26 protein-coding genes and 1 tRNA gene are annotated in these 21,884 nt (G+C 69.6%); 15 read left to right on the plus strand and 12 right to left on the minus strand.

The annotated features are described in order from the left end of the window. Positions 1 to 523, plus strand: a 523-nt coding sequence (locus ABD213_RS10320; RefSeq protein ID WP_344327751.1) for a hypothetical protein, incomplete at its 5' end; no start/stop codon positions are given. A 250-nt stretch (positions 524 to 773) separates the two neighbouring features. Here the strand turns inward: ABD213_RS10320 and ABD213_RS10325 are convergent. Further along, entirely contained in the window at positions 774 to 1,820 is a 1,047-nt protein-coding gene (locus tag ABD213_RS10325) for a serine/threonine-protein kinase (RefSeq protein WP_344327756.1), read from the minus strand. An 83-nt stretch (positions 1,821 to 1,903) separates the two neighbouring features. Between ABD213_RS10325 and ABD213_RS10330 the strand changes: the two genes are divergently transcribed. Next, positions 1,904 to 2,302, plus strand: coding sequence for a hypothetical protein (locus ABD213_RS10330; protein WP_344327762.1), 399 nt, complete (start codon positions 1,904 to 1,906; stop codon positions 2,300 to 2,302). A gap of 2 nt (positions 2,303 to 2,304) precedes the next feature. Here ABD213_RS10330 and ABD213_RS10335 read toward each other — a convergent pair whose 3' ends face one another. Continuing rightward, positions 2,305 to 2,736 carry a hypothetical protein gene (locus ABD213_RS10335; RefSeq protein WP_344327767.1) on the minus strand — a complete coding sequence of 144 codons (432 nt, stop codon included), beginning with the start codon at positions 2,734 to 2,736 and terminating at the stop codon, positions 2,305 to 2,307. Positions 2,737 to 2,798: 62 nt separating this feature from the next. On the opposite strand from ABD213_RS10335, the gene ABD213_RS10340 reads away from it, so the two are divergent. Then, entirely contained in the window at positions 2,799 to 3,155 is a 357-nt protein-coding gene (locus ABD213_RS10340) for a hypothetical protein (RefSeq protein ID WP_344327771.1), read from the plus strand. A gap of 363 nt (positions 3,156 to 3,518) precedes the next feature. On the opposite strand, the gene ABD213_RS15100 is transcribed toward ABD213_RS10340, so the two are convergent. Beyond that, positions 3,519 to 3,761, minus strand: coding sequence for a helix-turn-helix domain-containing protein (locus ABD213_RS15100; RefSeq protein ID WP_425546052.1), 243 nt, complete (start codon positions 3,759 to 3,761; stop codon positions 3,519 to 3,521). A 105-nt stretch (positions 3,762 to 3,866) separates the two neighbouring features. After that, a tRNA-Leu gene (locus ABD213_RS10345) sits at positions 3,867 to 3,949 on the minus strand. Positions 3,950 to 4,075: 126 nt separating this feature from the next. On the opposite strand from ABD213_RS10345, the gene ABD213_RS10350 reads away from it, so the two are divergent. The 6 genes from ABD213_RS10350 to pknB are packed head-to-tail and all read left to right on the plus strand — an operon-like array spanning position 4,076 to position 11,252. Then, positions 4,076 to 4,798 carry an FHA domain-containing protein gene (locus tag ABD213_RS10350; RefSeq protein WP_344327772.1) on the plus strand — a complete coding sequence of 241 codons (723 nt, stop codon included), beginning with the start codon at positions 4,076 to 4,078 and terminating at the stop codon, positions 4,796 to 4,798. Then, entirely contained in the window at positions 4,798 to 5,283 is a 486-nt protein-coding gene (locus tag ABD213_RS10355; RefSeq protein WP_344327775.1) for an FHA domain-containing protein FhaB/FipA, read from the plus strand. The genes ABD213_RS10350 and ABD213_RS10355 overlap by 1 nt, the downstream gene beginning before the upstream one ends. 4 nt (positions 5,284 to 5,287) lie before the next feature. Continuing rightward, on the plus strand, positions 5,288 to 6,607 hold the full coding sequence (locus tag ABD213_RS10360; RefSeq protein ID WP_344327777.1) for a PP2C family protein-serine/threonine phosphatase: 1,320 nt from the start codon (positions 5,288 to 5,290) through the stop codon (positions 6,605 to 6,607). Beyond that, positions 6,604 to 7,989 (plus strand): FtsW/RodA/SpoVE family cell cycle protein, encoded by a 1,386-nt coding sequence (locus ABD213_RS10365; protein WP_344327781.1) that lies wholly within the window; start codon positions 6,604 to 6,606, stop codon positions 7,987 to 7,989. Before ABD213_RS10360 ends, ABD213_RS10365 begins: the two co-directional genes overlap by 4 nt. Beyond that, positions 7,986 to 9,455 carry a peptidoglycan D,D-transpeptidase FtsI family protein gene (locus ABD213_RS10370; RefSeq protein ID WP_344327786.1) on the plus strand — a complete coding sequence of 490 codons (1,470 nt, stop codon included), beginning with the start codon at positions 7,986 to 7,988 and terminating at the stop codon, positions 9,453 to 9,455. Before ABD213_RS10365 ends, ABD213_RS10370 begins: the two co-directional genes overlap by 4 nt. Before the next feature lie 48 nt (positions 9,456 to 9,503). Beyond that, the gene (pknB, locus tag ABD213_RS10375; protein WP_344327791.1) at positions 9,504 to 11,252 is read left to right on the plus strand and encodes a Stk1 family PASTA domain-containing Ser/Thr kinase; all 1,749 of its coding nucleotides are present in this window, start codon (positions 9,504 to 9,506) and stop codon (positions 11,250 to 11,252) included. Here the strand turns inward: pknB and ABD213_RS10380 are convergent. Continuing rightward, positions 11,249 to 12,007 (minus strand): DUF881 domain-containing protein, encoded by a 759-nt coding sequence (locus ABD213_RS10380; RefSeq protein ID WP_344327793.1) that lies wholly within the window; start codon positions 12,005 to 12,007, stop codon positions 11,249 to 11,251. The two genes, pknB and ABD213_RS10380, sit on opposite strands and share 4 nt — an antisense overlap. 84 nt (positions 12,008 to 12,091) lie before the next feature. On the opposite strand from ABD213_RS10380, the gene ABD213_RS10385 reads away from it, so the two are divergent. Next, the gene (locus ABD213_RS10385; protein ID WP_344327796.1) at positions 12,092 to 12,556 is read left to right on the plus strand and encodes a cell division protein CrgA; all 465 of its coding nucleotides are present in this window, start codon (positions 12,092 to 12,094) and stop codon (positions 12,554 to 12,556) included. Positions 12,557 to 12,641: 85 nt separating this feature from the next. On the opposite strand, the gene ABD213_RS10390 is transcribed toward ABD213_RS10385, so the two are convergent. Both ABD213_RS10390 and ABD213_RS10395 read right to left on the minus strand, forming a co-directional pair. Beyond that, positions 12,642 to 13,400 (minus strand): rhomboid family intramembrane serine protease, encoded by a 759-nt coding sequence (locus ABD213_RS10390; RefSeq protein ID WP_344327799.1) that lies wholly within the window; start codon positions 13,398 to 13,400, stop codon positions 12,642 to 12,644. A 79-nt stretch (positions 13,401 to 13,479) separates the two neighbouring features. After that, positions 13,480 to 14,010, minus strand: a complete 531-nt coding sequence (locus ABD213_RS10395) for a peptidylprolyl isomerase (protein WP_344327803.1) — start codon at positions 14,008 to 14,010, stop codon at positions 13,480 to 13,482. 224 nt (positions 14,011 to 14,234) lie between these two features. On the opposite strand from ABD213_RS10395, the gene ABD213_RS10400 reads away from it, so the two are divergent. After that, the gene (locus ABD213_RS10400) at positions 14,235 to 15,011 is read left to right on the plus strand and encodes an enoyl-CoA hydratase/isomerase family protein (protein ID WP_344327807.1); all 777 of its coding nucleotides are present in this window, start codon (positions 14,235 to 14,237) and stop codon (positions 15,009 to 15,011) included. On the opposite strand, the gene ABD213_RS10405 is transcribed toward ABD213_RS10400, so the two are convergent. From ABD213_RS10405 to ABD213_RS10425, 5 genes are read right to left on the minus strand one after another with little or no spacing between them, the layout of a single operon-like run. Further along, the gene (locus ABD213_RS10405; protein WP_344327809.1) at positions 14,998 to 15,333 is read right to left on the minus strand and encodes a DUF3817 domain-containing protein; all 336 of its coding nucleotides are present in this window, start codon (positions 15,331 to 15,333) and stop codon (positions 14,998 to 15,000) included. The two genes, ABD213_RS10400 and ABD213_RS10405, sit on opposite strands and share 14 nt — an antisense overlap. Continuing rightward, a complete protein-coding gene (locus tag ABD213_RS10410) occupies positions 15,330 to 16,049 on the minus strand; it encodes an SURF1 family protein (RefSeq protein ID WP_344327811.1) in 720 nt (239 codons plus the stop codon). Before ABD213_RS10410 ends, ABD213_RS10405 begins: the two co-directional genes overlap by 4 nt. A gap of 1 nt (position 16,050) precedes the next feature. Then, entirely contained in the window at positions 16,051 to 17,325 is a 1,275-nt protein-coding gene (gene glyA / locus ABD213_RS10415) for a serine hydroxymethyltransferase (RefSeq protein WP_344327815.1), read from the minus strand. A 20-nt stretch (positions 17,326 to 17,345) separates the two neighbouring features. After that, positions 17,346 to 17,999, minus strand: a complete 654-nt coding sequence (locus tag ABD213_RS10420; protein ID WP_344327820.1) for a response regulator — start codon at positions 17,997 to 17,999, stop codon at positions 17,346 to 17,348. After that, positions 17,989 to 19,617, minus strand: a complete 1,629-nt coding sequence (locus ABD213_RS10425) for a GAF domain-containing sensor histidine kinase (protein ID WP_344327825.1) — start codon at positions 19,615 to 19,617, stop codon at positions 17,989 to 17,991. Before ABD213_RS10425 ends, ABD213_RS10420 begins: the two co-directional genes overlap by 11 nt. Before the next feature lie 324 nt (positions 19,618 to 19,941). Here ABD213_RS10425 and ABD213_RS10430 point away from each other — a divergent pair, with 324 nt between their 5' ends. From ABD213_RS10430 to ABD213_RS10445, 4 genes are all read left to right on the plus strand, one after another. After that, positions 19,942 to 20,805 (plus strand): oxygenase MpaB family protein, encoded by an 864-nt coding sequence (locus ABD213_RS10430; RefSeq protein ID WP_344327827.1) that lies wholly within the window; start codon positions 19,942 to 19,944, stop codon positions 20,803 to 20,805. A 61-nt stretch (positions 20,806 to 20,866) separates the two neighbouring features. After that, complete coding sequence (locus tag ABD213_RS10435) at positions 20,867 to 21,283, plus strand: hypothetical protein (protein ID WP_344327830.1); 417 nt, start codon at positions 20,867 to 20,869, stop codon at positions 21,281 to 21,283. Further along, complete coding sequence (locus ABD213_RS10440; RefSeq protein WP_344327831.1) at positions 21,280 to 21,678, plus strand: phage holin family protein; 399 nt, start codon at positions 21,280 to 21,282, stop codon at positions 21,676 to 21,678. The genes ABD213_RS10435 and ABD213_RS10440 overlap by 4 nt, the downstream gene beginning before the upstream one ends. Beyond that, positions 21,675 to 21,884, plus strand: a complete 210-nt coding sequence (locus tag ABD213_RS10445; RefSeq protein WP_344327834.1) for a DUF3618 domain-containing protein — start codon at positions 21,675 to 21,677, stop codon at positions 21,882 to 21,884. Before ABD213_RS10440 ends, ABD213_RS10445 begins: the two co-directional genes overlap by 4 nt.

Genomic DNA, 21,884 nt, shown 5'->3' on the forward strand with positions numbered 1-21,884 from the left:
TCGCCAAGTCCCGCCTCACCATCGTCGCCACCGGCGGCACCGACATCGAGAAGGAGGACCTCCCAGCACTGACCGCCTGAACCCCGAGAGGGTCACGCAGCGCTACACCACTCCAGGGGACTTGACCGAGGGCCCGCGCGTCGAGCGGGATGCCTACGACGTGCTCGCGCCTGATGGAACTCGAATTGAGGTGAAGTCCTCGGCGTACGTCCAGGCTTGGTATCAGCAGAAGCCGTCGCTAATCAAGTTCTCCGGTCTCACTGGTCGAACTTGGGACTCAGGTTCGGGGTTCTCGACGGAGCGAGGATTCAATGCCGACGTCTACGTCTTCGCTCTTCAGACAGCACGGGACCAACGGGAGTACGACCCGCTTGACGTTGAGCAGTGGCGGTTCTATGTGCTGCCCCAGCATGTCCTGCAGGACCGTGGCTACCGTTCGATCGCTCTGTCCACGCTGATGTCTCTCACCGGTGGACCCGCCGAGTTCGGGGGCCTCGCCGAAGCGATCTCCGAGGCGCGATGACGAGCTGATCTCCACGCGGTCTCCGGGTTAGCCTTCGCAAGTGAGTAGCCCTAAGGATGATGTTGCCGCTCGTCTACGGCGGGCTCGGGTGGACGGCTTTCTCACATCGGGACACTCAGGCCTTGGGCTGGATTCGGAGAACAAGACCGACGCTCTTCCTGCGTCGCTCACACGGACCGCCATGATCAAGCAGCAGGCCATCCGTGATGAGAGCCGCGCCGGTTAGGTCCGTCGGAGGGCCAAGTTGGCTTCAGCGAAGATTGTCGAATGCCTCACGCAACTTCACCCGTGCTTTCGCGGGCGTCTGGGCGTCAGCACAAAGTCTCCGGAAGCGGAGCCCGCTCGGCTCGCGGCGGACATCAACCTTGTGATCAGTCCCAATGCTGTGGCACACGGCGATCTCTTGACCGTCCTTCAATCGGACCACCTTCCAGCAGGCGTGGTGTCCGGGGTGCTCCGCGAATCGGTGAACGGCGATGGTGGCACGGGGAAGACCGGCCAGTGCCCGATCGAAGTCGGCGGCTGAGCTGTAGCGCTGACCCGGGTCGACGTGGATTGCTGTTCGTATGATCTTTGCCAATGACCGAGATATTTGGGGCGCGAGGTCTCGAATGTCGGGCGGACCCGAAACGACCTCCTTCGTGTGACGGGTCGAGTCTCCGTCTGCCCAGAAGTCGAACGGCAGGCGACCTACCACCATGGCCCAGAGGGTGAGCCCTGCACTGTAGACATCTGAGCACACCGTGGCCATCGCTCCCGTGAAGAGCTCGGGAGCGCGGATGTCCGGGTCACCATGCGGTGGCGCCTCCCCGATTTCGTTCATGACGGCAGCCACCCCGAAATCTCCAATCTGGGCGTCGTCATTAGCCGTGAGGAAGACATTCGAAGGCTTGATGTCTCGGTGCAGCAGTCCGCGCTGATGACACAGTTCCAGGCCCTGGAGCATTCCCCGCACGAGGTGCACGGCGCGCGACGGATCGACGCCGTAAGGTCGGAGTGCCGCATGGGCGGTGCCATTCTCGGCAATCGCCGTCTCGATGTACGGCACGTCGACGTCGACATCCGCGTTGCGTACGTGGAGAATGTGGTCGCTCTCGAGGCGAGTGAGCAGAGTCGCTTCTCGCCACGCATCGGTCTGAGCGGTATTGAACATCAACTTGAGCGCGCTGGTCTGCCCTCTATTGTGATCGAAGACCCGCCAGACAATGCCGTACTTGCCACTGCCAAGAATCTCGATCAGTTCGTAACGGTCAGCGACGCGCTGCCCGATGAGGGCCTCTAGGGCAGGGTCTGACACGCCGGTAGCCTACGGTGAAACGCATGTCACAGGTAGTAGGTCTGAGTGTTCGCACGACCAAGGGGTGTCCGCACCTTCGTGGCGTGGTGATCGACGTGGATCGGCCCGGCGAGGTGGCTCGAAAGTTCGAGCACAAGGCAAGCGCGAGTGACGCGTCCGAGGACCAGTTGCATGCCCTTGGGACAGCACTGAACTCACAGCTGAAGGCACACGATGTCGTGGCAGTGGTCATCCGGGAGGCGGGCTACTCCCGCATGTCAGCGAAAGCTCACGCCTCGATGAAAAAGCGGTTACGGGGGGAAGGTGTAGCTCTTTCTCAAGCGCGACGACGCACAGAGAACGTCATCGTAAGCGACATCAATGCGCTGGCAAAACTCTGTGAGATGTCATCGAAGGACCTCGAAGCCGCGGCCGAGTCGATGTGCGGAGGGGACTGGAGAGAGGCCACCTCGTCGGCACTCGCTGCGCAGAGAATCGTCTAGGTTCAGTCAAACAGAATCAGGTCGTCGACCTGTCCGAATCGGTCGACGTCAATTGGTCCCGTCATATCTTTCAGCAAGGCAACAGCGACCCATATTGCTCCGGCCTCTCGCGCCGCCTTGACGCAATCCCGAATGAACATGCCGGTGACCGCCACTGCTTCGACGACTACGACCTTGTCAACAGCGCCTTCACGGAGAACTTTCTCATCCACCATGTTGACCTGGGGGTCGAGCATTGCTGCCCCGGCTAGGACGAGGTTTGCGCGGTCGCTTGCTCCGAGAACGTTCCGGCAGCCGATCCGCTCCGTTGCTTCGACAAGCCTGGTTGCCGCCGCACGAAGGTCACCGGGTGTATTCAGTTGGCGCTCGACCTGCTCCGCAGCGACGAGGCGTCGCGTGAAATCGACCCCGGCGGCAGAGCATGCAATCGTCATATCGGTAGCCTCCGTGGTGCGGATCGCGTGACGCGAAGTGCGTTACGTTCTAGCGTACGGGTATGAGCGGACATAATGATGGAACGGGCGAGGTGTTGTCCGCGATATTCAACAACTCCGCCTTTGCCGATGTGGCAGCAGCAGCCCACCGACTTCTCGCGCCGGGAACCGGGCGCGAACAGATCACCACCCGAATGGTCGCGTCCGCCACTGGTCGCTCTGACAGCGTTGTCCGCCCGGTGATGCTGAGACTCGTGAAGGCTGGCCTCCTCCAGATGGAGCCGAAGTCCGAAAACGGCCGAGGCGCGCAGTACTTCACGCGCACGCACTCAGAGCGCTGGCGTGCACTCATCGATCTCGTAGCCTCCGTGACCCAGATGCCTGCGGATCTCTACGAGGGTTCAAAAGACAGCGAGTGACATTCGGGGCGCACGGACAAGCGCTATCCGAGCCCTGCGGCACTCTGCACTCAGTCGACTTCAAGGTCCTTGGAGGTGGGTTCGGACGCAACGTTCCTGTACATCACTAGCGGCGTAACCGAGACGGAGAGACAGTGTGGCGCGGACGCCAAGTCGTTCTGGTCGACCAACACGGCCATCTGGTCGAAGAAGTCTTCCAAGACTCAACACTGTGCATCGCCTTCTCCATCGTCGATTCAACGCGGCGCATCGCCGGTGCCCTGCCTGAACACGGCTAGGCTCTGGGCTGACGATTCGAGTTGGCGTGTGGACCCCAAGAATGGACCACGATTCGAAGCAGCGCCTGTTTCGGGCCCTCAACCACTAGGACCGAAGGAGTTCGGAGAGAGGTACGCCCATGCCACCAGCGAGCCGATGCACAGTCGAAAGCTGAACGTCCAGCTGGCCAGTCTCGATCTTCGCGACGGTGACGCGATGGAGTCCCGAGATCTCAGCCAATTCGACCTGAGTGAGGCCCTGCTGCCGTCGCATCTCACGTACGCGAGCACCGAAGTCTCGAAGTAGACCGTCGGTCTCGGGCAGCCGCTTCGCACCCACCGCGCCCACCTCCTCGTGGAGCGAACAAGCCGCCTAAGACCACGCTGTCGCAGGTCAGAGACGGCTTTGATTCATTGATGAGATCGAGGGGTAATTCGTTGATTCACTCAGGGGTGCGCACGAGAGGATTCGAACCTCCACGCCCTTGCGGACACTGGCACCTGAAGCCAGCGCGTCTACCATTCCGCCACGTGCGCAACGACCCTTGCGGGCCAGTCGCCGAGTCTAACAGGATCGGCGACGCACCCGTACCGCCGGGCAGGCGGTGGGGGTGCCGATACCATTCCAGGGACCCCAGGACCGACACGGGAGGTGGGACGACGATGGCCGGTGTGCTCCAGCGCTTCGAGCAGCGCCTCGAGGGTGCCGTCACGGGCGCGTTCGCGCGCGCGTTCCGCAGTGCCGTGCAGCCCGTGGAGATCGCCTCGGCGATCCAGCGGGAGATCGACAACTCCGCGCACGTCCTCTCGCGCCAGCGGATGCTCGTGCCGAACGACTTCACCGTCGAGCTCTCCTCCCCCGACTACGAGCGCCTCGCGCCGTTCGGCGTCACCTTGCAGAACGAGCTCGCCGTGCTCGTGCAGGAGCACGTCGACGAGCAGCGGTACACGCTCGCCGGGCCGCTCGCCATCGCGCTGGAGGAGACGCCGCAGCTGCACACCGGTCGCTTCCGGGTCCGCAGCCGGACCAACGCCTCCGTCACCCCCGTCCGCGGACAGCGCATGACCGAGACCGCCGTCCGACGCTCCTCGGTGGTGCTCGAGGTCAACGGCCTCAAGCATCCGCTCGAGCCGCCCGGCGTCGTCATCGGCCGCGGGTCCGACGCCGACCTGCGCATCGACGACCCCGGCATCTCGCGCCGCCACGCCGAGATCAAGGTGCACACGTCCGGCGACGTCACCTCCGTCACCATCACCGACCTCGGCTCCACCAACGGTGTCGTCCTCAACGGTCACCGCGTGCAGACCGCGTCGGTCACGAACAACTCCGAGATCCGCCTCGGCAACACCACCGTGGTCATCCGCACCTCCGGCGAAGGGGCCTGATGTCCGAGCTCACCCTCACCCTGGTCAAGCTCGGCTTCCTCGCCGTGCTGTGGCTGTTCGTGCTCTCCGCCGTCTCGGTCATCCGCACCGACATCTTCGGCACCAAGGCGCCCGCGGCCAAGGCCGGCAGCGGCAAGGCAGCCAAGCCCGCCAAGGCCCCCAAGGAGAAGAAGAGTCGCCGCACCCCGCGCGGCACCCCGAACACGCTGCAGATCGTCTCCGGACCGAACTCCGGGCAGAGCGTCCCGCTCGGCGACGAGCCCATCCTGCTCGGCCGCGGCACCGACGCCGCCATCCGCCTCGACGACGACTACGTCTCCACGCGCCACGCCCGCTTCGCCACCAACGGCGAGCAGTGGTTCGTCGAGGACCTCGGCTCCACCAACGGCACCTACCTCGGCAGCCAGCGCATCACCACCCCCACTCCCATCGCCCTCGGCACCCAGGTGCGGCTCGGCAAGACCATCGTGGAACTGCGGAAGTGATCCGATGACCTCCCTGCGCCTCGACTACGTGGCCCTGACCGACGTGGGCCTGCGCCGCTCCACCAACCAGGACTCCGGCTACGCCAGCAACCGCCTCATCGCCGTCGCCGACGGCATGGGCGGCGCCGCCGCAGGCGACCTCGCGTCGGCCGAGACGATGAACATCGTCCGCGAGCTCGACCGCGACCTGCCCGACATCGACCCCCTCGACGCCCTCGGACGCGCCGTGGCCCACGCCAACCGTCGCCTCGGCGAGCTCGTGCGCGAGGACCCCGCCGTCGAGGGCATGGGCACGACGCTCGAGGCCATGCTGTGGGACGGCCACCAGTTCGCCACCGCCCACATCGGTGACTCCCGCGCCTACCTGCTGCGCGACGGCGAGCTCCACCAGATCAGCACCGACCACACCTTCGTGCAGAGCCTCGTCGAGGAGGGCAAGATCACGCCCGAGGAGGCGCGCGTGCACCCGCACCGCTCCCTCCTGCTGCGCGTGATGCTGGGCCGCGACGACAACGAGGCCGACCTCGACCGCTTCGAGGGGCGCCTCGGCGACCGCTTCCTGCTGTGCAGCGACGGCCTCTCCGACATGGTCGACGCCGACGTCATCGAGACCGTCCTGCGCGACAGCGAGACCATCGACCTCGCCGCCACCGAGCTGGTGCGCCTCGCGCTCGAGGCCGGCGGCCACGACAACGTCACGGTCGTCATCGGCGAGCTCGTCGACGCCGCGTCCGACCTCGACCCGCACCTGTCGTCCGCCGACGGCCGCCCCCAGCTCGTGGGCGCCGCCTCCGACGGCCCCCGGCCGCCGTCGGAGCACCGGATGGGTCAGTCCGAGGCGCCTGCGGCCATGAGCTCGACGCCGCGCGCCGTCGACCCCGAAGAGATCCGCTACGCCCCCCGGGAACCGTCGCGCTGGCGCTGGGTGCGCCGTGCCCTGGCCCTCGCCGTCGTCCTCGGCGTGCTCGCCGTGGGCGCGTTCTACGCCTACCAGTGGAGCCAGGACCAGTACTACGTCGCCGAGTCCGACGGGAACGTCGCCATCTACCGTGGCGTCCAGGTCGACATCCCGGGCCTCACGCTCTCCTCGGTCGAGGAGCGCACCGACATCCCCACCGACGAGCTCCCCGAGTTCACCGCGCGGCAGGTGCGTGCCGGCATCGACGCCACCGACCGCACCGACGCCGACCAGATCGTCTCCGACCTCGCCTCGTTCGTCCCCGAGCCGACGCCCAGCCCGACCCCGAGCCCCTCCCCCGACGCCGACGCCGACGCCGACGACGAGTCGCAGGCGGCCGGCGCGGGTGCGGTGGTCCGGCGATGAGCGCGCCCTCCACGCCCCTCGTCCCCCGCAAGCGCCGCGGAGCCGAGCTCGGCCTGACGGTGCTCGCCGTGCTCATCGGCGTCGGCGCCTACGTCGCCATCGGTCTCGGCGTCGAGGGCACCGTGCCGGCCGGCGCGCTCACCCTCGCCGGAGCGCTCGTCGCGACGGCCGTCGTCGGTCACCTCATCGTGCGTCGGCTCGCGCCGTACGCCGACCCGGTCCTGCTGCCCCTCGTCATCTGCCTCAACGGTCTCGGTCTGGCGATGATCTACCGCATCGACCTCGGCTGCGAGGGCTTCTGCCTCGGCGGCGCCTACCAGCCGCTGGTGAACAACCAGATCATCTGGACCGCGCTCGGCGTCACGCTGTTCTGCGTCGTCCTCGCCGTCGTGCGCGACCACCGACGCCTTCAGGCCTACACCTACACGTTCGGCATCGTCGCCATCGCGCTGCTGATCCTGCCGCTGCTGCCCGGCATCGGTCAGAACATCCGCGGTGCCCGCATCTGGATCAGCGTCGGACCGTTCAGCTTCCAGCCCGGCGAGGCCGCCAAGGTCGCGCTCGCGATCTTCTTCGCCGGCTACCTCGTGGTCAAGCGCGACGCCCTCGCGCTCGCCGGACGACGCTTCGCCGGCATCGACCTGCCCCGCGGCCGCGACCTCGGACCGATCGCCGTCGCCTGGCTCATCAGCATCGGCATCCTCGTCCTGCAGCGCGACCTCGGGTCCTCGCTGCTGTTCTTCGGCCTGTTCCTCGTGATGCTGTACGTCGCCACCGAGCGCCCCGGCTGGCTCGTCGTCGGCGGCACCCTGTTCGCCGTCGGCTCCTACCTGGGCTACCTGCTGTTCCCGCACGTGCAGGTGCGCGTCAACGCGTGGCGCGACCCGTTCGGCGACCCCGACGCCAACGGGCAGATCATCAACGCCCTGTTCGGTCTCGCACACGGCGGCATCCTGGGCCGCGGGTGGGGCCAGGGCAGCCCGGAGCTGACGCCCTTCTCCTTCTCCGACTTCATCGCGACGTCGCTGGGCGAGGAGATCGGCCTGACCGGGCTCATGGCGGTGCTCCTGATCTACGGTCTCGTGGTCGAGCGTGGCCTGCGGATCGCCCTGACGTGCCGTGACGCGTTCGGCAAGCTGCTCGCCGCCGGCCTCGCGATCTCCCTGGCGCTGCAGATCTTCGTCGTCATCGGCGGCGTGACCCGGCTCATCCCGCTCACCGGTCTCACCACACCGTTCCTGGCGCAGGGCGGCTCGTCGATCGTCATGAACTGGGCGATCATCGCGCTGCTGATGCGCATCAGCGACCAGACCCGACGCCCCGCGCCCGACGTCGCCCCCGTCGAGGCCGACGAGCAGACCCAGGTGGTGAAGCTGTCGTGAACAAGCCCATCCGCAATCTCGCCGTGGCCGCGCTCGTGCTCTTCGCCGCGCTGCTCGTCAACATCAACATCGTTCAGTTCGTGCAGGCCGAGAGCCTCAACGACCGCAACGGCAACCAGCGCGTCATCAACGAGGAGTTCTCCCGCGACCGTGGCGCCATCCTCGTCGCCGGCGAGCCCGTCGCCGAGAGTGTCCCGACCGACGGCCAGTTCCGCTTCCAGCGCGAGTACCCGGCCGCCGAGCTCTACGCCCCCGTCACGGGCTACTTCTCCTACATCTACGGCCGCGGCGCGCTGGAGAACTCCCAGAACCGCGTGCTCGCCGGCACCGACAACCGGCTCTTCGTGAACCGGGTCGTGGACCTGCTGGGCAACAAGCAGCCCCAGGGCGGCAGCGTCGAGCTGACCATCGACCCGCTCGCGCAGCGCACCGCCGCCTCCGGTCTCGCCGCCCTCGGGGAGAACACCAAGGGGGCCGTCGTCGCGCTCGACCCCCAGACCGGTGCCGTCCTCGCGATGGTCACCCAGCCGTCGTACGACCCCAACCGGCTCGCCAGCCACGACTTCGGGTCCGTCAACGACGCCTGGCAGGAGCTCACCAACGACGACGACCAGCCGATGCTCAACCGCGGGACCCAGCAGACGCTGCCCCCGGGCTCGGTGTTCAAGCTGGTCACGGCGGCCGCGGCGATGGAGGAGCTCGACCTCGACCCCGACAGCGACGTCCAGGGCGGCACCACCCTCTCCTTCCCCGGGATCGACTACGAGCTGCCCAACCAGGGCGGCGGCAACTGCGGTGGCAACGAGATCAGCCTGCGCCAGGCGCTCGAGGTCTCCTGCAACGTGAGCTTCGGCGACCTCGCCGGCGAGGTCGGCCAGGAGGCGCTCGCCGAGCAGGCCGAGCGCTTCGGCTTCGGCCAGGACGCGCTGTCCGGGCTGGCCACCAGCGAGAGCCGCTTCACCGCCGAGGGCACCGACCTCGAGGCGCCGCAGCTGGCGCAGTCCGGCATCGGACAGTTCGAGGTGGCTGCCACACCGCTGCAGATGGCGATGGTCGCCGCCGGCATCGCGAACGAGGGCGAGGTGATGCGGCCGTACATCGTCGACACGGTCCGTTCGCCCAACCTGCGGGTGCTGGAGGAGACCAGCCCGGAGTCGCTCAGCGGCGCGATGACCGAGGGCAACGCCCGCCAGCTCGCCAGCATGATGGTGAGCACCGTCGACTCCGGCACCGGCACCCCCGCGCAGATCCCCGGCGTCGACGTCGGTGGCAAGACCGGCACCGCCCAGTCGACGCCGGACCGTCCGCCCTACGCCTGGTTCGTGGCCTTCGCGCCGCAGGACGACCCGCAGATCGCCATCGCCGTGGTCGTGGAGTCCAGCGACACCGCGCGCAGCGACATCGCCGGCGGCCGTCTCGCCGGCCCGATCGCCCGCGACGTCATGCAAGCCGTGCTCGAGCGGTGAGAACACCGACCTTCCCCTCGCCCCCCACCCATCGGAGAGACTGACACCATGACCGACATCGGCGACACCCCGATCCGGCTCGGCGACCGCTACGAGCTCGGTGGACTGCTCGGACGCGGCGGCATGGCCGACGTCCGCATCGCCCGCGACCTGCGCCTGGGACGCACGGTCGCGGTCAAGCAGCTGCGGGTGGACCTGGCGACCGACGACACCTTCCAGGCCCGGTTCCGCCGCGAGGCGCAGTCCGCCGCGGCGCTGAACCACCCGTCGATCGTCGCGGTCTACGACACCGGTGAGTCCACCGACGCGCAGGGGCACCACATCCCCTACATCGTCATGGAGTACGTCGAGGGCAGCACGCTGCGCGACATCCTCAAGGACGACCGCAAGATCCTGCCCGAGCGTGCCCTCTCCATCACCGCCGACGTGCTCAGCGCGCTCGACTACAGCCACCGCAACGGCATCATCCACCGCGACATCAAGCCGGCGAACGTGATGCTGACGCCCACCGGTCAGGTCAAGGTGATGGACTTCGGCATCGCGCGGGCCATCGCCGACGCCTCCAGCGCCATGACGCAGACCGCTGCGGTCATCGGCACCGCGCAGTACCTGTCCCCCGAGCAGGCGCGCGGCGAGACCGTCGACGCCCGCTCCGACATCTACTCCACCGGCTGTCTGCTGTACGAGCTGCTCACCGGACGTCCCCCGTTCGTCGGCGACAGCCCCGTCTCGGTGGCCTACCAGCACGTCCGCGAGGAGCCCACTCCCCCGTCGCAGCTGAACCCCGACGTCACCGACTCCGTCGACAACATCGTCGCCAAGGCGCTCGCCAAGCGCACCGACGACCGCTACGAGAGCGCCGCCGACATGCGACGCGACCTCGAGCGGGCCGTCGACGGGCAGTTCATCGGGGCGCCGACGCTGGCCGCGACCCAGGTCGCCGGTGCCACCGCCGTCGCGCCGGCCGCTGCCGCCGCCCTCGCCGAGAACGAGGAGGAGGAGCCGAGAAACCGCCGCAAGTGGTGGATCATCGCGATCATCGCCGCGCTGCTGCTCGGCGCCCTCGCCTACGCCATCTTCCAGATGACGCGCCCCGAGCCCGTCGCCCAGGTCGACGTGCCCGACGTCGTCGGGCAGGAGCAGTCGTCCGCGGTCCGCATCCTGGAGGCCGAGGGCTTCGAGGTGATCACCGAGGAGCAGTCCAGCGCCGACGTGGAGAGCGGCAACGTCATCGAGCAGACGCCCGAGGGTGGGGCCACGGCCGACGAGGGCTCCGACGTCACGATCGTCGTGTCCACGGGGCCCGAGCAAGTCAGCGTCCCGAACGTCGTGAACCTCAGCTTCGAGGAGGCGCAGTCGGTCCTCGAGGGCGAGGGGCTGCAGGTCGAGCGCGAGGAACGCGACAGCGACGAGTCCGAGGGCACGGTGATCGCCACCAACCCGCCCGCGAACTCGTCGGTGAACGTCGGCTCGACGGTCACCGTGATCGTCTCCCGCGGGCAGATCACCGTCCCGGGCGTCGTCGGCCAGGGTGAGGACGCCGCGGTCGACGCGCTCGAGGGCGCGGGACTGGACGTCGACGTCACCGAGGACCCCAACTCCACCGCACCCGAGGGCCAGGTCGCGTCGCAGTCGATCCCCGAGGGCCAGCGCGTCCCGCCCGGCACGTCGATCACGATCGTCGTGTCCACCAACTCCGGCGAGGACGAGTCCGACAACGGCGACAACGGCAATGGGAACGGCAACGGCAACCCGGGGCTGGGCCTGCCCGGGGGGCCGCCGGACGAGCACGACTAGTCGATGTCACCGGGGTCGATGTCGTCCTGCAGCACCTGCGCATGGGTGAGCCGGAGCGCACCGTCGTGCCCGGGGACGCGCAACCGGTCCAGCGTGTCGATCTCCAGACCGAGGCCGTACTGCTCGACGTAACGCGAGTAGTTCGCCGCCTGCGGTGACGTGGAGATCGAGAAGTTCATCCCCGCGGAGTCACCCACCGCCTCGATGCGGTACGGCGGGGCGTACGGCACGCCGTCGATGACGACGGTGCTGCCCACGCACCGGATGCTCGTCGTCGACACGATCCGCTGTCCCTGCAGGGCGACGGCCTCGGCGCCCCCGGCCCACAGGGCGTTGACGAAGGCGCGGATGTCCTGCTCGTGGACCACCAGCAGGTTCGGGTCGACGTCATGGAAGGTGGTCTCGGTGGGGGCGTCGTCGAGCACGACCCGCACGCCCGGGCCGTCGGCGGGTCGTGTGCCGGCCGCGGCGCCCAGGGTCGCGCGACGCGCCAGGAGCTCGGCGAGCTCGGCACCTCCGTCGGCGGTGGCGGTCAAACGCTCCACCTCGCGCGCGAGGGACCGGGCGGAGTCGCGCTGCTCGGCGACCCCGGCCGCCCGGTCCGCCACGACCGAACGCAGGTCCGCTCCGGAGGGGCGCAGGTCCGAGCCGCCGGACGTGGCCGCCGCGGCGACGAACATCACCCCTGCGCCGGCACAGACGCCGAAGAGCACGACGCGACGGGCCACGCGTGCCGGCGCGACGCTGCTGCCCATCTGCTCCCCTCCCCGTGCGTGCCTGCGACTACGCTAGCGGGCGGATCGGCATCGCGTGTCCTCATCATCGACCAGGAGAAGTCCGTGGCCAAGAAGCCTTCACCCCGTCCGACGTCCGGCACCCCCCGTGGCGGGTGGCGCCACCCGGCGGCTCTCGTGCTGCTGGTCGTCGCCGTCGCCTGGGCCGTGGGCACGGTGTTCGCGACGACGTCGGCGAGCTTCCCGCGCGTCGGCGCCATCCCCGGCCTGTACGACCTCGGCCGGTGGAACTATGCCATCGCGGCCGTCCTCGGGTTCGTGGCGCTGTCGATCGCCGACCGGACCCGCCCGGAGCCCGCGCCGCGTGAGCCCGGCACGGTCGGCAACCGGTGGGCGGCTCCGGCGATGCTGACCTCAGCCCTCATCGGCCTGCTGTGGATCGTCGTCTTCTACACGATCCAGACCACCGACGTGGTCATCCCTTTCTACAGCGACCTCGGCAACTGGAACATCGTCATCGGGATGGGCTTCATCGTGGCGGCCTTCGGGTTCGCCATGAAGTGGGAGTGAATGACACCGGTGTTGTTCACAGGTGTGGACACTCCTGTGTGAAACCACACCGATGTGATCCGGGTCATACCTGCAGGTCAGCGGCTCAGGACAGCATCGCGGTCCGCACGACGACGGCCGCAACCACCCCGACCCAGACCGCGGCGAGTGCGAGGACCTGCACGAGAGTGCGGCGCTCCCGGGTCGGCAGCGCGATCGCCGCGCCCACCACCAGACCGGCCACGAACCCGCCCAGGTGACCCTGCCAGCTGATGTTGCCCTGCGTGCTGATGAGGGCGTTGATGGCGAGCAGGACCAGCAGGCCGCGGACGTCCTCGCGGGCTCGCACGAGCAGGACCAGCGCCAGGCCGAAGAGACCGAAGACGGCCCCGGAGGCCCCGACGGTGAAGCCGTTCGGCGCGGACAGCCAGTACACGAAGACCGACGCGACGACCGCCATCGTCACGTAGGCCACGACGAACCGCACCGTCCCCAGCGCCCGCTGGACGTACGGCCCGAAGAGGTACAGCGCGTACATGTTGAACGCGATGTGCAGGACGTTCGCGTGCAGGAACGCCGAGGTGATCAGCCGCCAGTAGGCGCCGTCGTCCACACCCCGCAGGAGCTCCCCGGCGCGCGGGTCGAACGACGTCACCGGCAGCATCGCCCCCTGGCTGACGAGGACGTCGAGCTGCAGGAGCTCGGTGAGCACGAAGACACCGAGGTTGATGGCGATGATCACCATCGAGACCACGCCGACCCGCGCCGAGACCTTCCCGCCGGCCAGGGTGCGGGGCTGGCGGACGGCCCGGTTGCCGTGGGCCACGCAGTCAGGGCACTGGAAGCCGACCGACGCCTCGTTCATGCACTCCGGGCAGATCGGACGCTCGCACCGCTGGCACGAGATGTAGGCGTCGCGCTCGGGGTGCCGGTGACAGTGCACGTCAGTCGGGCAGCGACCCCGAGATCGTGACCTTCTCGATCACCACGGGATCGAGCGGACGATCGAAGTTGTCGGTGCGGACCTTGGCGATCGCGTCGACGACGGCGCGACCGGCCTCGTCGGTCACCTCGCCGAAGATCGTGTGCTTGCGGTTCAGCCAGTCCGTCGGCACGACGGTGATGAAGAACTGCGAGCCGTTGGTGCCGGGCCCGGCGTTGGCCATCGCGAGCAGGTAGGGACGGTCGAAGCGCAGGTCCGGGTGGAACTCGTCCTCGAAGGTGTAGCCCGGTCCACCGGTGCCGGTACCCAGCGGGCACCCGCCCTGCAGCATGAAGTTGGAGATGACGCGGTGGAAGGTGAGTCCGTCGTAGAACGGCGTGGTCGCGACCTTGCCGGAGGAGGGGTCGAGCCACTCCTTCGTGCCCTGCGCGAGCCCGACGAAGTTCTCGACCGTCTTGGGAGCGTGATCAGGGAAGAGCTGCACCTCGATGTCACCATGGTTGGTGGTCAAGGTGGCGGTCACGTGGGCCACGGGGTTCCTCTCGTTGGGGGGACGTCCTCGATTCTCCCACGGCCCGCCACGGAAGACCGACCGAACCGGGCCCGGCGCGCCGACCGGTCCGTGGCCTACGGTGAACGCATGCGCCAGCACCCCCTCCGCACCCTCCTGGTCGCCGCACTCGTCGGCGTCGCCGCGCTCGCCTACCGCCGCGCCACCGCCGACCGCGGCGGCGTCTACGACCCGCAGGCCGTCCGGTGAACGTCGACCTCGCGCGCGACGAGCGTGGCGTCGCGACCCTGACGTTCAGTGCGCCCCCGGTGAACCTGTACTCCCTGGAGCTGCACGACGCCTTCGACACCGCCCTCGACGCGGTCGAGACCGACCCGCCCAGGGTGCTCGTCATCAGGGCGGAGGGTCGCGTGGTCTCCGGCGGCGTCGACGTGGCCCAGTTCCACGCGCGAGAGTCCCGCGAGGCCACGAAGCAGCTCTACGACCGGATGCTCGAGCTGCCGGACCGGGTCGCCGCTCTCGACGTGCCCACCGTCTTCGTCGCGCACGCGCTGACACTGACGTGGGCGCTGGAGGTCGCGCTCGCGTGCGACCTGGTCGTCGCCTCCGACAAGGCGAGGTTCGGCCTCGTCGAGCGCGTCATCGGCCTCACCCCGACGATGGGCGGCACCCAGCGGCTCGCCCAGCGCGCCGGAGTCGCCCGTGCGCGGGAGGTCGTCTTCACCGGCGACCTCTTCGACGCCGAGACCTTCGAGCGCTGGGACGTCGTCAACCGGGTGCACCCGGCCGAGGAGCTCGACGGCGCCGTCGACGCCCTGGCCGCCCACCTCGCGACCGGTCCGACGAAGGCGTTCGGCGCAGCCAAGCAGATCCTGCGTGCCCTCGAGTCGGACGGCCTGACGGAGGCGAACGCACGCACCACCACGATCGCGTCGGCCCTGTTCGAGACCGAGGACCTGCGCCACGGCATGGCGTCGTTCCTGGCCGACGGCCCGGGGAACGCGACGTTCAACGGACGCTGACGGCACCCTCGTCGACACGGAGACGCTGGGTCGCGCGGCGCTCACCCCAGAAGCTGAGCAGCGGGACGGTCGCGACCAGCATCGTCGTGATGGTGAAGCCGGGTGACCAGCGGTGTCGCCGCGACAGGACCGCGATGAGCACGAGCAGCACCATGAACAGCACGCCGTGCACCTGGTCGATGACCAGGAACGTGTCCGCGTGCCGGTACCAGAAGGATCCGGGGTCGGTGAACATCTTGCCGAAGAAGCCGGCGAAGACGACGATCAGGTTGACGCCCACGATCCAGGCGAGGACCCGGTAGGCCACGGCAGTCTTGCTCACGACTCCAGGCTAGTGGCCACCTGGTCGCGGCACATGCGCCACCACATGAACACGGCGAACAGCGCGAAGGCCCACCACTGCAGTGCGTAGGCGAGGTTCGTGAGGCCGACCGTCCACGAGACGTCCGGGGTCGGCTCCTCGGCGAGGGCGAGCCCGGCCCCGGTGTCCGACGTCGCGAGCGCGTAGCCCGGGTAGAGCGGTCGCCCGAGCTCGTTCAGCAACGCCGGCAGGCGGACCGAGCCGATCACCCGGTTGTCATCGAGCGCTGCGCCGTCACCCTCGCCCGGTCGCAGGATCGCCGTGAGGCTGGTCGGCTGCGCCGGGACCGGCGGCAGGTCCACGAGGTCCGGGCTGAAGCCACGCACCACCATGATCGCGTCGTCCCCACCGGCGACGACCAGCGGTGCGAGCAGCCAGAAGCCGCTGGTGTCGTCCTGGAAACGACCGGAGACCCACACCTGCTCGTCGGTGGTCGTGAACCGTCCCTCCACCACGACGCGCCGGTGGTCCTGGTCGGTGGTGAAGGGCTCCCCGCGCTGCCAGGCCTCGTCCAGCGGAACCGGGTCCATCGCGGCCCGCTCGACCCGCTCCTGGGACTGCTGACCCTCGTAGGAACCGAACTGCCAGACCCCGCCCGCGACGCACCCGGTCACGGCGACGACGAGCAGGAGGTGCAGACCGATCAGCTGCGGTCGGAACCAGGCCCGGAGCCCCACCTCAGGCGGTGAACGGCGTGACGTCCGGGTAGAGCGGGAAGCGCTCGGCCAGGACGGTGACCCGCTTGCGCAGGCCCTCGGTGTCGATGTCGCCGGGCTTGAGGGTCTCGGCGATGATGTCGGCGACCTCGGTGAACTCCTCGGCGCCGAACCCGCGGGTGGCCAGGGCCGGCGTCCCGATGCGCAGCCCGGACGTCACCATCGGCGGACGCGGGTCGTTCGGGACGGCGTTGCGGTTCACGGTGATGCCGACCTCGTGCAGCCGGTCCTCACCCTGCTGGCCGTCGAGCTCGGACTCTCGCAGGTCGACGAGCACCAGGTGGACGTCGGTGCCACCGGAGAGGACCTGCACGCCGACGGAGCGGGCGTCGTCGGCCAGGAGCCGCTCGGCGATGATCTGCGCGCCCTCGATGGTGCGGCGCTGGCGGTCGACGAAGTCCGGCTCGAGCGCCATCTTGAAGGCGACCGCCTTCGCGGCGATCACGTGCTCCAGCGGACCACCCTGCTGCCCGGGGAAGACCGCCGACTGCAGCTTCTTGACCAGCTCGGGATCGTTGCTCAGGATCGCGCCACCGCGCGGACCGCCGAGGGTCTTGTGGGTGGTGGTGGACACGACGTGGGCGTACGGCAGGGGGGAGGGGTGCAGGCCGGCCGCGACCAGCCCGGCGAAGTGCGCCATGTCGACCCACAGGTAGGCCCCGACCTCGTCGGCGATCTCGCGGAACGCGGCGAAGTCGAGCTGGCGCGGATAGGCCGACCAGCCGGCGATGATGACCTTGGGGGAGTGCTCGTGCGCGAGGGTGCGGACCTCGTCCATGTCGATCAGGCCGGCGTCGTCGACGTGGTACGGCACGACCTCGTACAGGCGCCCGGAGAAGTTGATCTTCATCCCGTGGGTCAGGTGCCCGCCGTTGGCGAGGTCGAGACCCATGATCGTGTCACCGTGGCGGGCGATCGCGTGCAGGACCGCGGCGTTGGCCGTGGCGCCGGAGTGCGGCTGGACGTTCGCGTACTCCGCGGAGAAGACCTGCTTGAGCCGGTCGATGGCGATCTGCTCGACCTCGTCGACGACCTCGCAGCCGCCGTAGTAGCGCCGCCCCGGGTAGCCCTCGGCGTACTTGTTCGTCAGGACGCTGCCCTGCGCCTGCAACGCCGCGACGGGCGCGAAGTTCTCCGAGGCGATCATCTCCAGTGTCGTCTGCTGACGGGCGAGCTCGGCGTCGAGCAGGCGGGCGACGTCGGGATCGAACGCGGCGAGCGACTGGTTGTGGTCCATGACCCCTAGGGTATCGGGCCTCAGCCGAGACCGGGGCCCTGACGGTGGCGCTGGATGAACAGCGCCGCCTGGGTCCGTCGCTGCAGGTTGAGCTTCGACAGCAGGGCCGACACGTAGTTCTTGACGGTCTTCTCGGCCAAGAACATCTCCCCGGCGATCTGCCGGTTCGTCATGCCCTCGCCGATGAGGTCGAGGATCCGGCGCTCCTGCGCGGTGAGCTCGGAGAGCGCGTCCGTCGGCTCGGGCGAGGACCGGATGCGGTCGAGGACCTGCGCGGTCACCGCCGGGTCCAGCAGGGACTGACCGTCGGCGACGGTCCGCACCGCCTCGAGCAGGTCGTTGCCGCGGATCTGCTTGAGCACGTAGCCCGCCGCGCCGGCCATGATCGCCGAGAACAGCGCCTCGTCGTCGTCGTAGGAGGTCAGGATGATGACCTGCACGCCGGGATCGGCGGAGCGGACCTCGCGGCAGACCTCGATGCCGGAGCCGTCCGGCAGGCGGGCGTCCAGCACCGCGACGTCCGGGCGCAGTCGGCCGATCTCGGACACGGCCTGCGCGGCCGTGCCGGCCTCGCCGACGACCTCGATGTCGTCGCTCGTCTCGAGCAGGTCCCTGATGCCGCGCCGGACGATCTCGTGGTCGTCGAGCAGGAAGACCCTCACCTCACCGGCCATGGCGAGCCTTCGGGACGCTCCAGCGCACGTTCAGGCCCCCACCGGGAGGCTCGGTGAACTCGCACGTGCCGCCGAGGTTCTTGGCGCGGTGGCGCAGATTGCGCAGTCCGTTGCCCATGAGCGCGTCGGGGTCCAGGCCGGTGCCGTCGTCGCGGACCTCCAGCACGATCTCGTCGGTGACGTCGAGGGTGATCTGCACCGCCGATGCCCCCGCGTGCCGGACGATGTTGGAGGTGGTCTCGTGCAGGACGGCGACGAGCTGCTCGGCCACCTGGGCCGGCACCTCACCCTCGACGTCGCCCTTGATCCACACCTGCGGGCGAAAGCCCAGCAGCCGCTCGGTCTCGCGGGCGACCGGGGCGATCTCCTCGCGCAGGACCATCGGCGAGGCGGGGGAGGTGAGGTCGAAGATGGTGCGCCGGATGTCCTTGATGGTCTGGTCCAGGCTGTCGACCGCGACGGCGAGTCGCTCGGCCGCCTCCGGCCCGACGGTCCGCGAGGTGCTGTCGAGCGTGAGACCCACCGCGAAGAGCCGCTGGATCACCAGGTCGTGGAGGTCGCGCCCGATGCGGTCGCGGTCCTCGAAGACGGCCAGCCGCGCCTGGCGCTCGCGGTCGCGGACCACCTGGATGGCCAGGGCCACCTGCTGGGCGAAGCCGCGGGCCAGCGAGGTGTCGAGGGACGCGGCGGCCCGTTCGTGCCCCTCGAACCACCCGAGGACCAGGACACCGGTCGCCGTGCCGATCGGGATCGGCTGGCCGTGGACGGCTCGCAGGTCCGGGAGGACGTCCAACGCCTTCGGCGGCACCGCGTCGTCCAGGCGGACGTCGAGGGTCGTGCGGTCCTCGCCGGACTCGGTGATCGCATCGAGCCACGGGACGGTCGTGACGCGACCGACGACGTCCCGGGTCATCCCGGTGACGGCTGCGACGACGAGCCGGCCGTCGTCGTCGGGGACGAGGATCGCGGCGACGTCCGCCTCGGCCACCGCCCGGGCGCGCTTCGCGATGGACTGCTTGACCCCCTCCCGCGAGATCGGCTTGAGCACCGAGGAGGCGATGTCGGCGGTGGCCTCGAGCCACGCGAGGCGCTTCTCCGCACTCTGGTGCAGCCGGGCGTTGTGGATGATCACGCCCGCCGCGCCGGCGAGGGCCACCGCGATCTCCTCGTCGGCGGCCGTGAAGGCCGACGCGGACCTCTTGTTGGTGAGGTAGAGGTTGCCGAAGACCTCGCCGTGGATGCGGATCGGGACGCCCAGGAACGAGCGCATGTCCGGGTGGCGCACCGGGAAGCCGGCGCGCTCCGGGTGGCCCTCGAGGTCGGCGACGCGGATCGGCTCCGGGCGGTCGATGACGATGCCCAGCAGGCCGCGACCCTCCGGAAGGGAACCGATCATCTGCTGGTGCGCCTCCTCGAGCCCGTGGACCGCGAACGTCCCCAACCGGCGGTTGGTGGTGCCGTCGAGCACCCCGAGGAAGCCGTACGTGGCGTCCACCAGCTCGCTCGCGGAGTCGACGATGCTCTGCATGGCGCCGTCCAGCGTCAGGTCGCTGGCCATCGCCACGACGGCGTCGAGCAGGCTCTGGAGCCGCTCGGACGGCACACTCCCTGCTCGCATGTCGATCCTCCCGGGGGTCAATGTAGCCCTCGGCGCCCAGGATCCGAGCCGTTTTGGGCAAAGGACGTCGGTCCCGTCGAACTCGGGACCTTTGCGGGACGTCGAACGTGCCGGATCGGCTCGATCGTGAGGCAGACTGGAGCCATCGATCGACACCGAGCTGATGAGGTTCTCCCAACCCGGCCGTCCTCTCCCGACGGCCCATTCTGACTCTCGGCGATCGGGGGCCGGTTCTCCCCCGGCCATCCGGGTGACGCCCCCGCCTCCGGGCGGGGGCGCGTCTGCTTGCCCGGCCGTTCGCGCGGAGACCGGCACACTGGACCCATGAACCTGCGCGGCTCCCTCGGCGACATGATCTTCGCCCGCGTGGCCGGCGAGGAGGGGCCGGCACGGCGTGAACGCATCCACCACGCTCCCGGACCCCGGCGGTTCGGACCCGGCTCGGCGATCTGGCGGGTGCACGCCGACGCCTCGATGTTCCCCGGCGGCATCCGTGCGCTGCTGCTGCAGTCGCTGCACCCCCTGGCGATGGCGGCGGTCGACCAGCACTCGGGCTTCCGTGGTGACCCCTGGGGCCGGCTGAACCGCACGAGCGCGTTCCTCGCCGAGACGACGTTCGGACGCACCGAGGACGCCGACCGTGCCATCGCCGTCGTGCGGGCCGTCCATGCGCGTATCGAGGGCGTCGCGCCGGACGGCCGGCCCTACCGGGCCTCGGACCCACGTCTCCTGCTGTGGGTGCACGTGGCGGAGGTGGACAGCTTCCTGCGCGCCCACGACCGCTACGGGGCGCAACCCCTCGACGACGCGGGGCGTGACGAGTACGTCGCCCAGACCGCGGTCGTCGGCCGGGCGCTCGGGGCCGAGGGCGTCCCGACGACCGTGGCCGAGCTCGACGAGGTGATGGCGTCGTTCCGCCCCGAGCTGGCCTCCACCCCGGCCGCGCGACGGACCGCGCGGTTCCTGCTCGTGCGTCCGCCGGTGCCGCTGGCCCTGCGCGGCCCCTACAGCCTCGTCGCCGCCGCCGGCGTCGGCCTCATGCCCTGGTGGACCCGCTGGCCCCTGCGCCTGCCGTGGCTGCCGATCACCGAGGCCACCGCGGTCAGGGCCGCCGGTGAGGTCGCGACCCGCACGATCCGGTGGGCGCTGCCGGCCGCCGACCCCGCCCCGGGTGGGACGCCGAGATGAGACATCGAGAGATCTGCGGCAGGATCGAGAGGACATCGTCGCCGAACAGGAAGTGATGGCCGTGAACAAGCTGTTGCTCGTGGCTGCCGGTGCCGCAGGATACGTCCTCGGCGCTCGTGCGGGCCGTGCCCGATACGAACAGATCCGACAGCACTCCGCCGAGGTGTGGAAGTCCGGTCCGGTGCAGCGAGGCGTCGACGACGTCACCGCTGCCGCCAAGCAGGGGGCCGGCGCCGCCGGCTCGAAGATCGCGGACGCCGCCAAGCAGGCCGGCTCCGCCGTGGTCGACCGTGTGAGCGGTGACGACGAGGCTCCGTCGTCCTCCGTCGACGACCTCCTCGCCGACGACGCGGCCGCCACGCCCGACCCGGCTGCGCCCGCGCCCGGGAGCGAGTCCGGCCCGTTGCCCCCGACCACGCCGACGGCGCCCGCATCGCCGCCCACCGCGGGCGACCTCGACCCGAACAAGAACCTGTGACCGGGCCGGAGCAGGACCGCAGCACCGGCGAGATCGTCGCGAACGTCGGCGAGGACATCGCCACGATCGTCCGCACGGAGATCGCGCTCGCCAAGGACGACCTCGCGCGCAGCGGCAAGCGGGTCGGGATCGGCGTCGGTGCCTTCGGCGCCGCGGGGGTCGTCGCGCTCTACGGGCTCGGCGCCCTCGTCGCCGCCGCCGTGCTTGGGCTGTCCGGTGTGCTCGAGCCCTGGCTCGCAGCCCTGGTCGTCGCCGCCGTGCTGTTCGTGGTGGCCGGGGTCGCGGCGCTGGTCGGCAAGCGCAGCGTGTCGACGGCGGGCGACCCGCCGAAGGAGCGCGTCGAGAGCGTCCAGGAGGACGTCGCCGCCGTCAAGGGACAGGAGAGGACCTCATGAGCACCGATCGTCAGGAGCTGGAGGACCAGCTCGAGCAGGCGCGCGAGAACCTCGTCCGCGACGTGGACGCGCTCGGGCAGAAGCTCGACGTCAAGTCCCGTGCCAAGGCCGCGGCCTCCGACGAGCGGGCTCGTCGCGCGGCCGTCGTGCTCGCGGCCACGGCCGTCGGGGTCGTCGGCCTCGTGCTCTGGCGGCGCAGCCGCTAG

It is taken from the genome of Aeromicrobium halocynthiae (assembly GCF_039531385.1).
GTDB lineage: Bacteria > Actinomycetota > Actinomycetes > Propionibacteriales > Nocardioidaceae > Aeromicrobium > Aeromicrobium halocynthiae.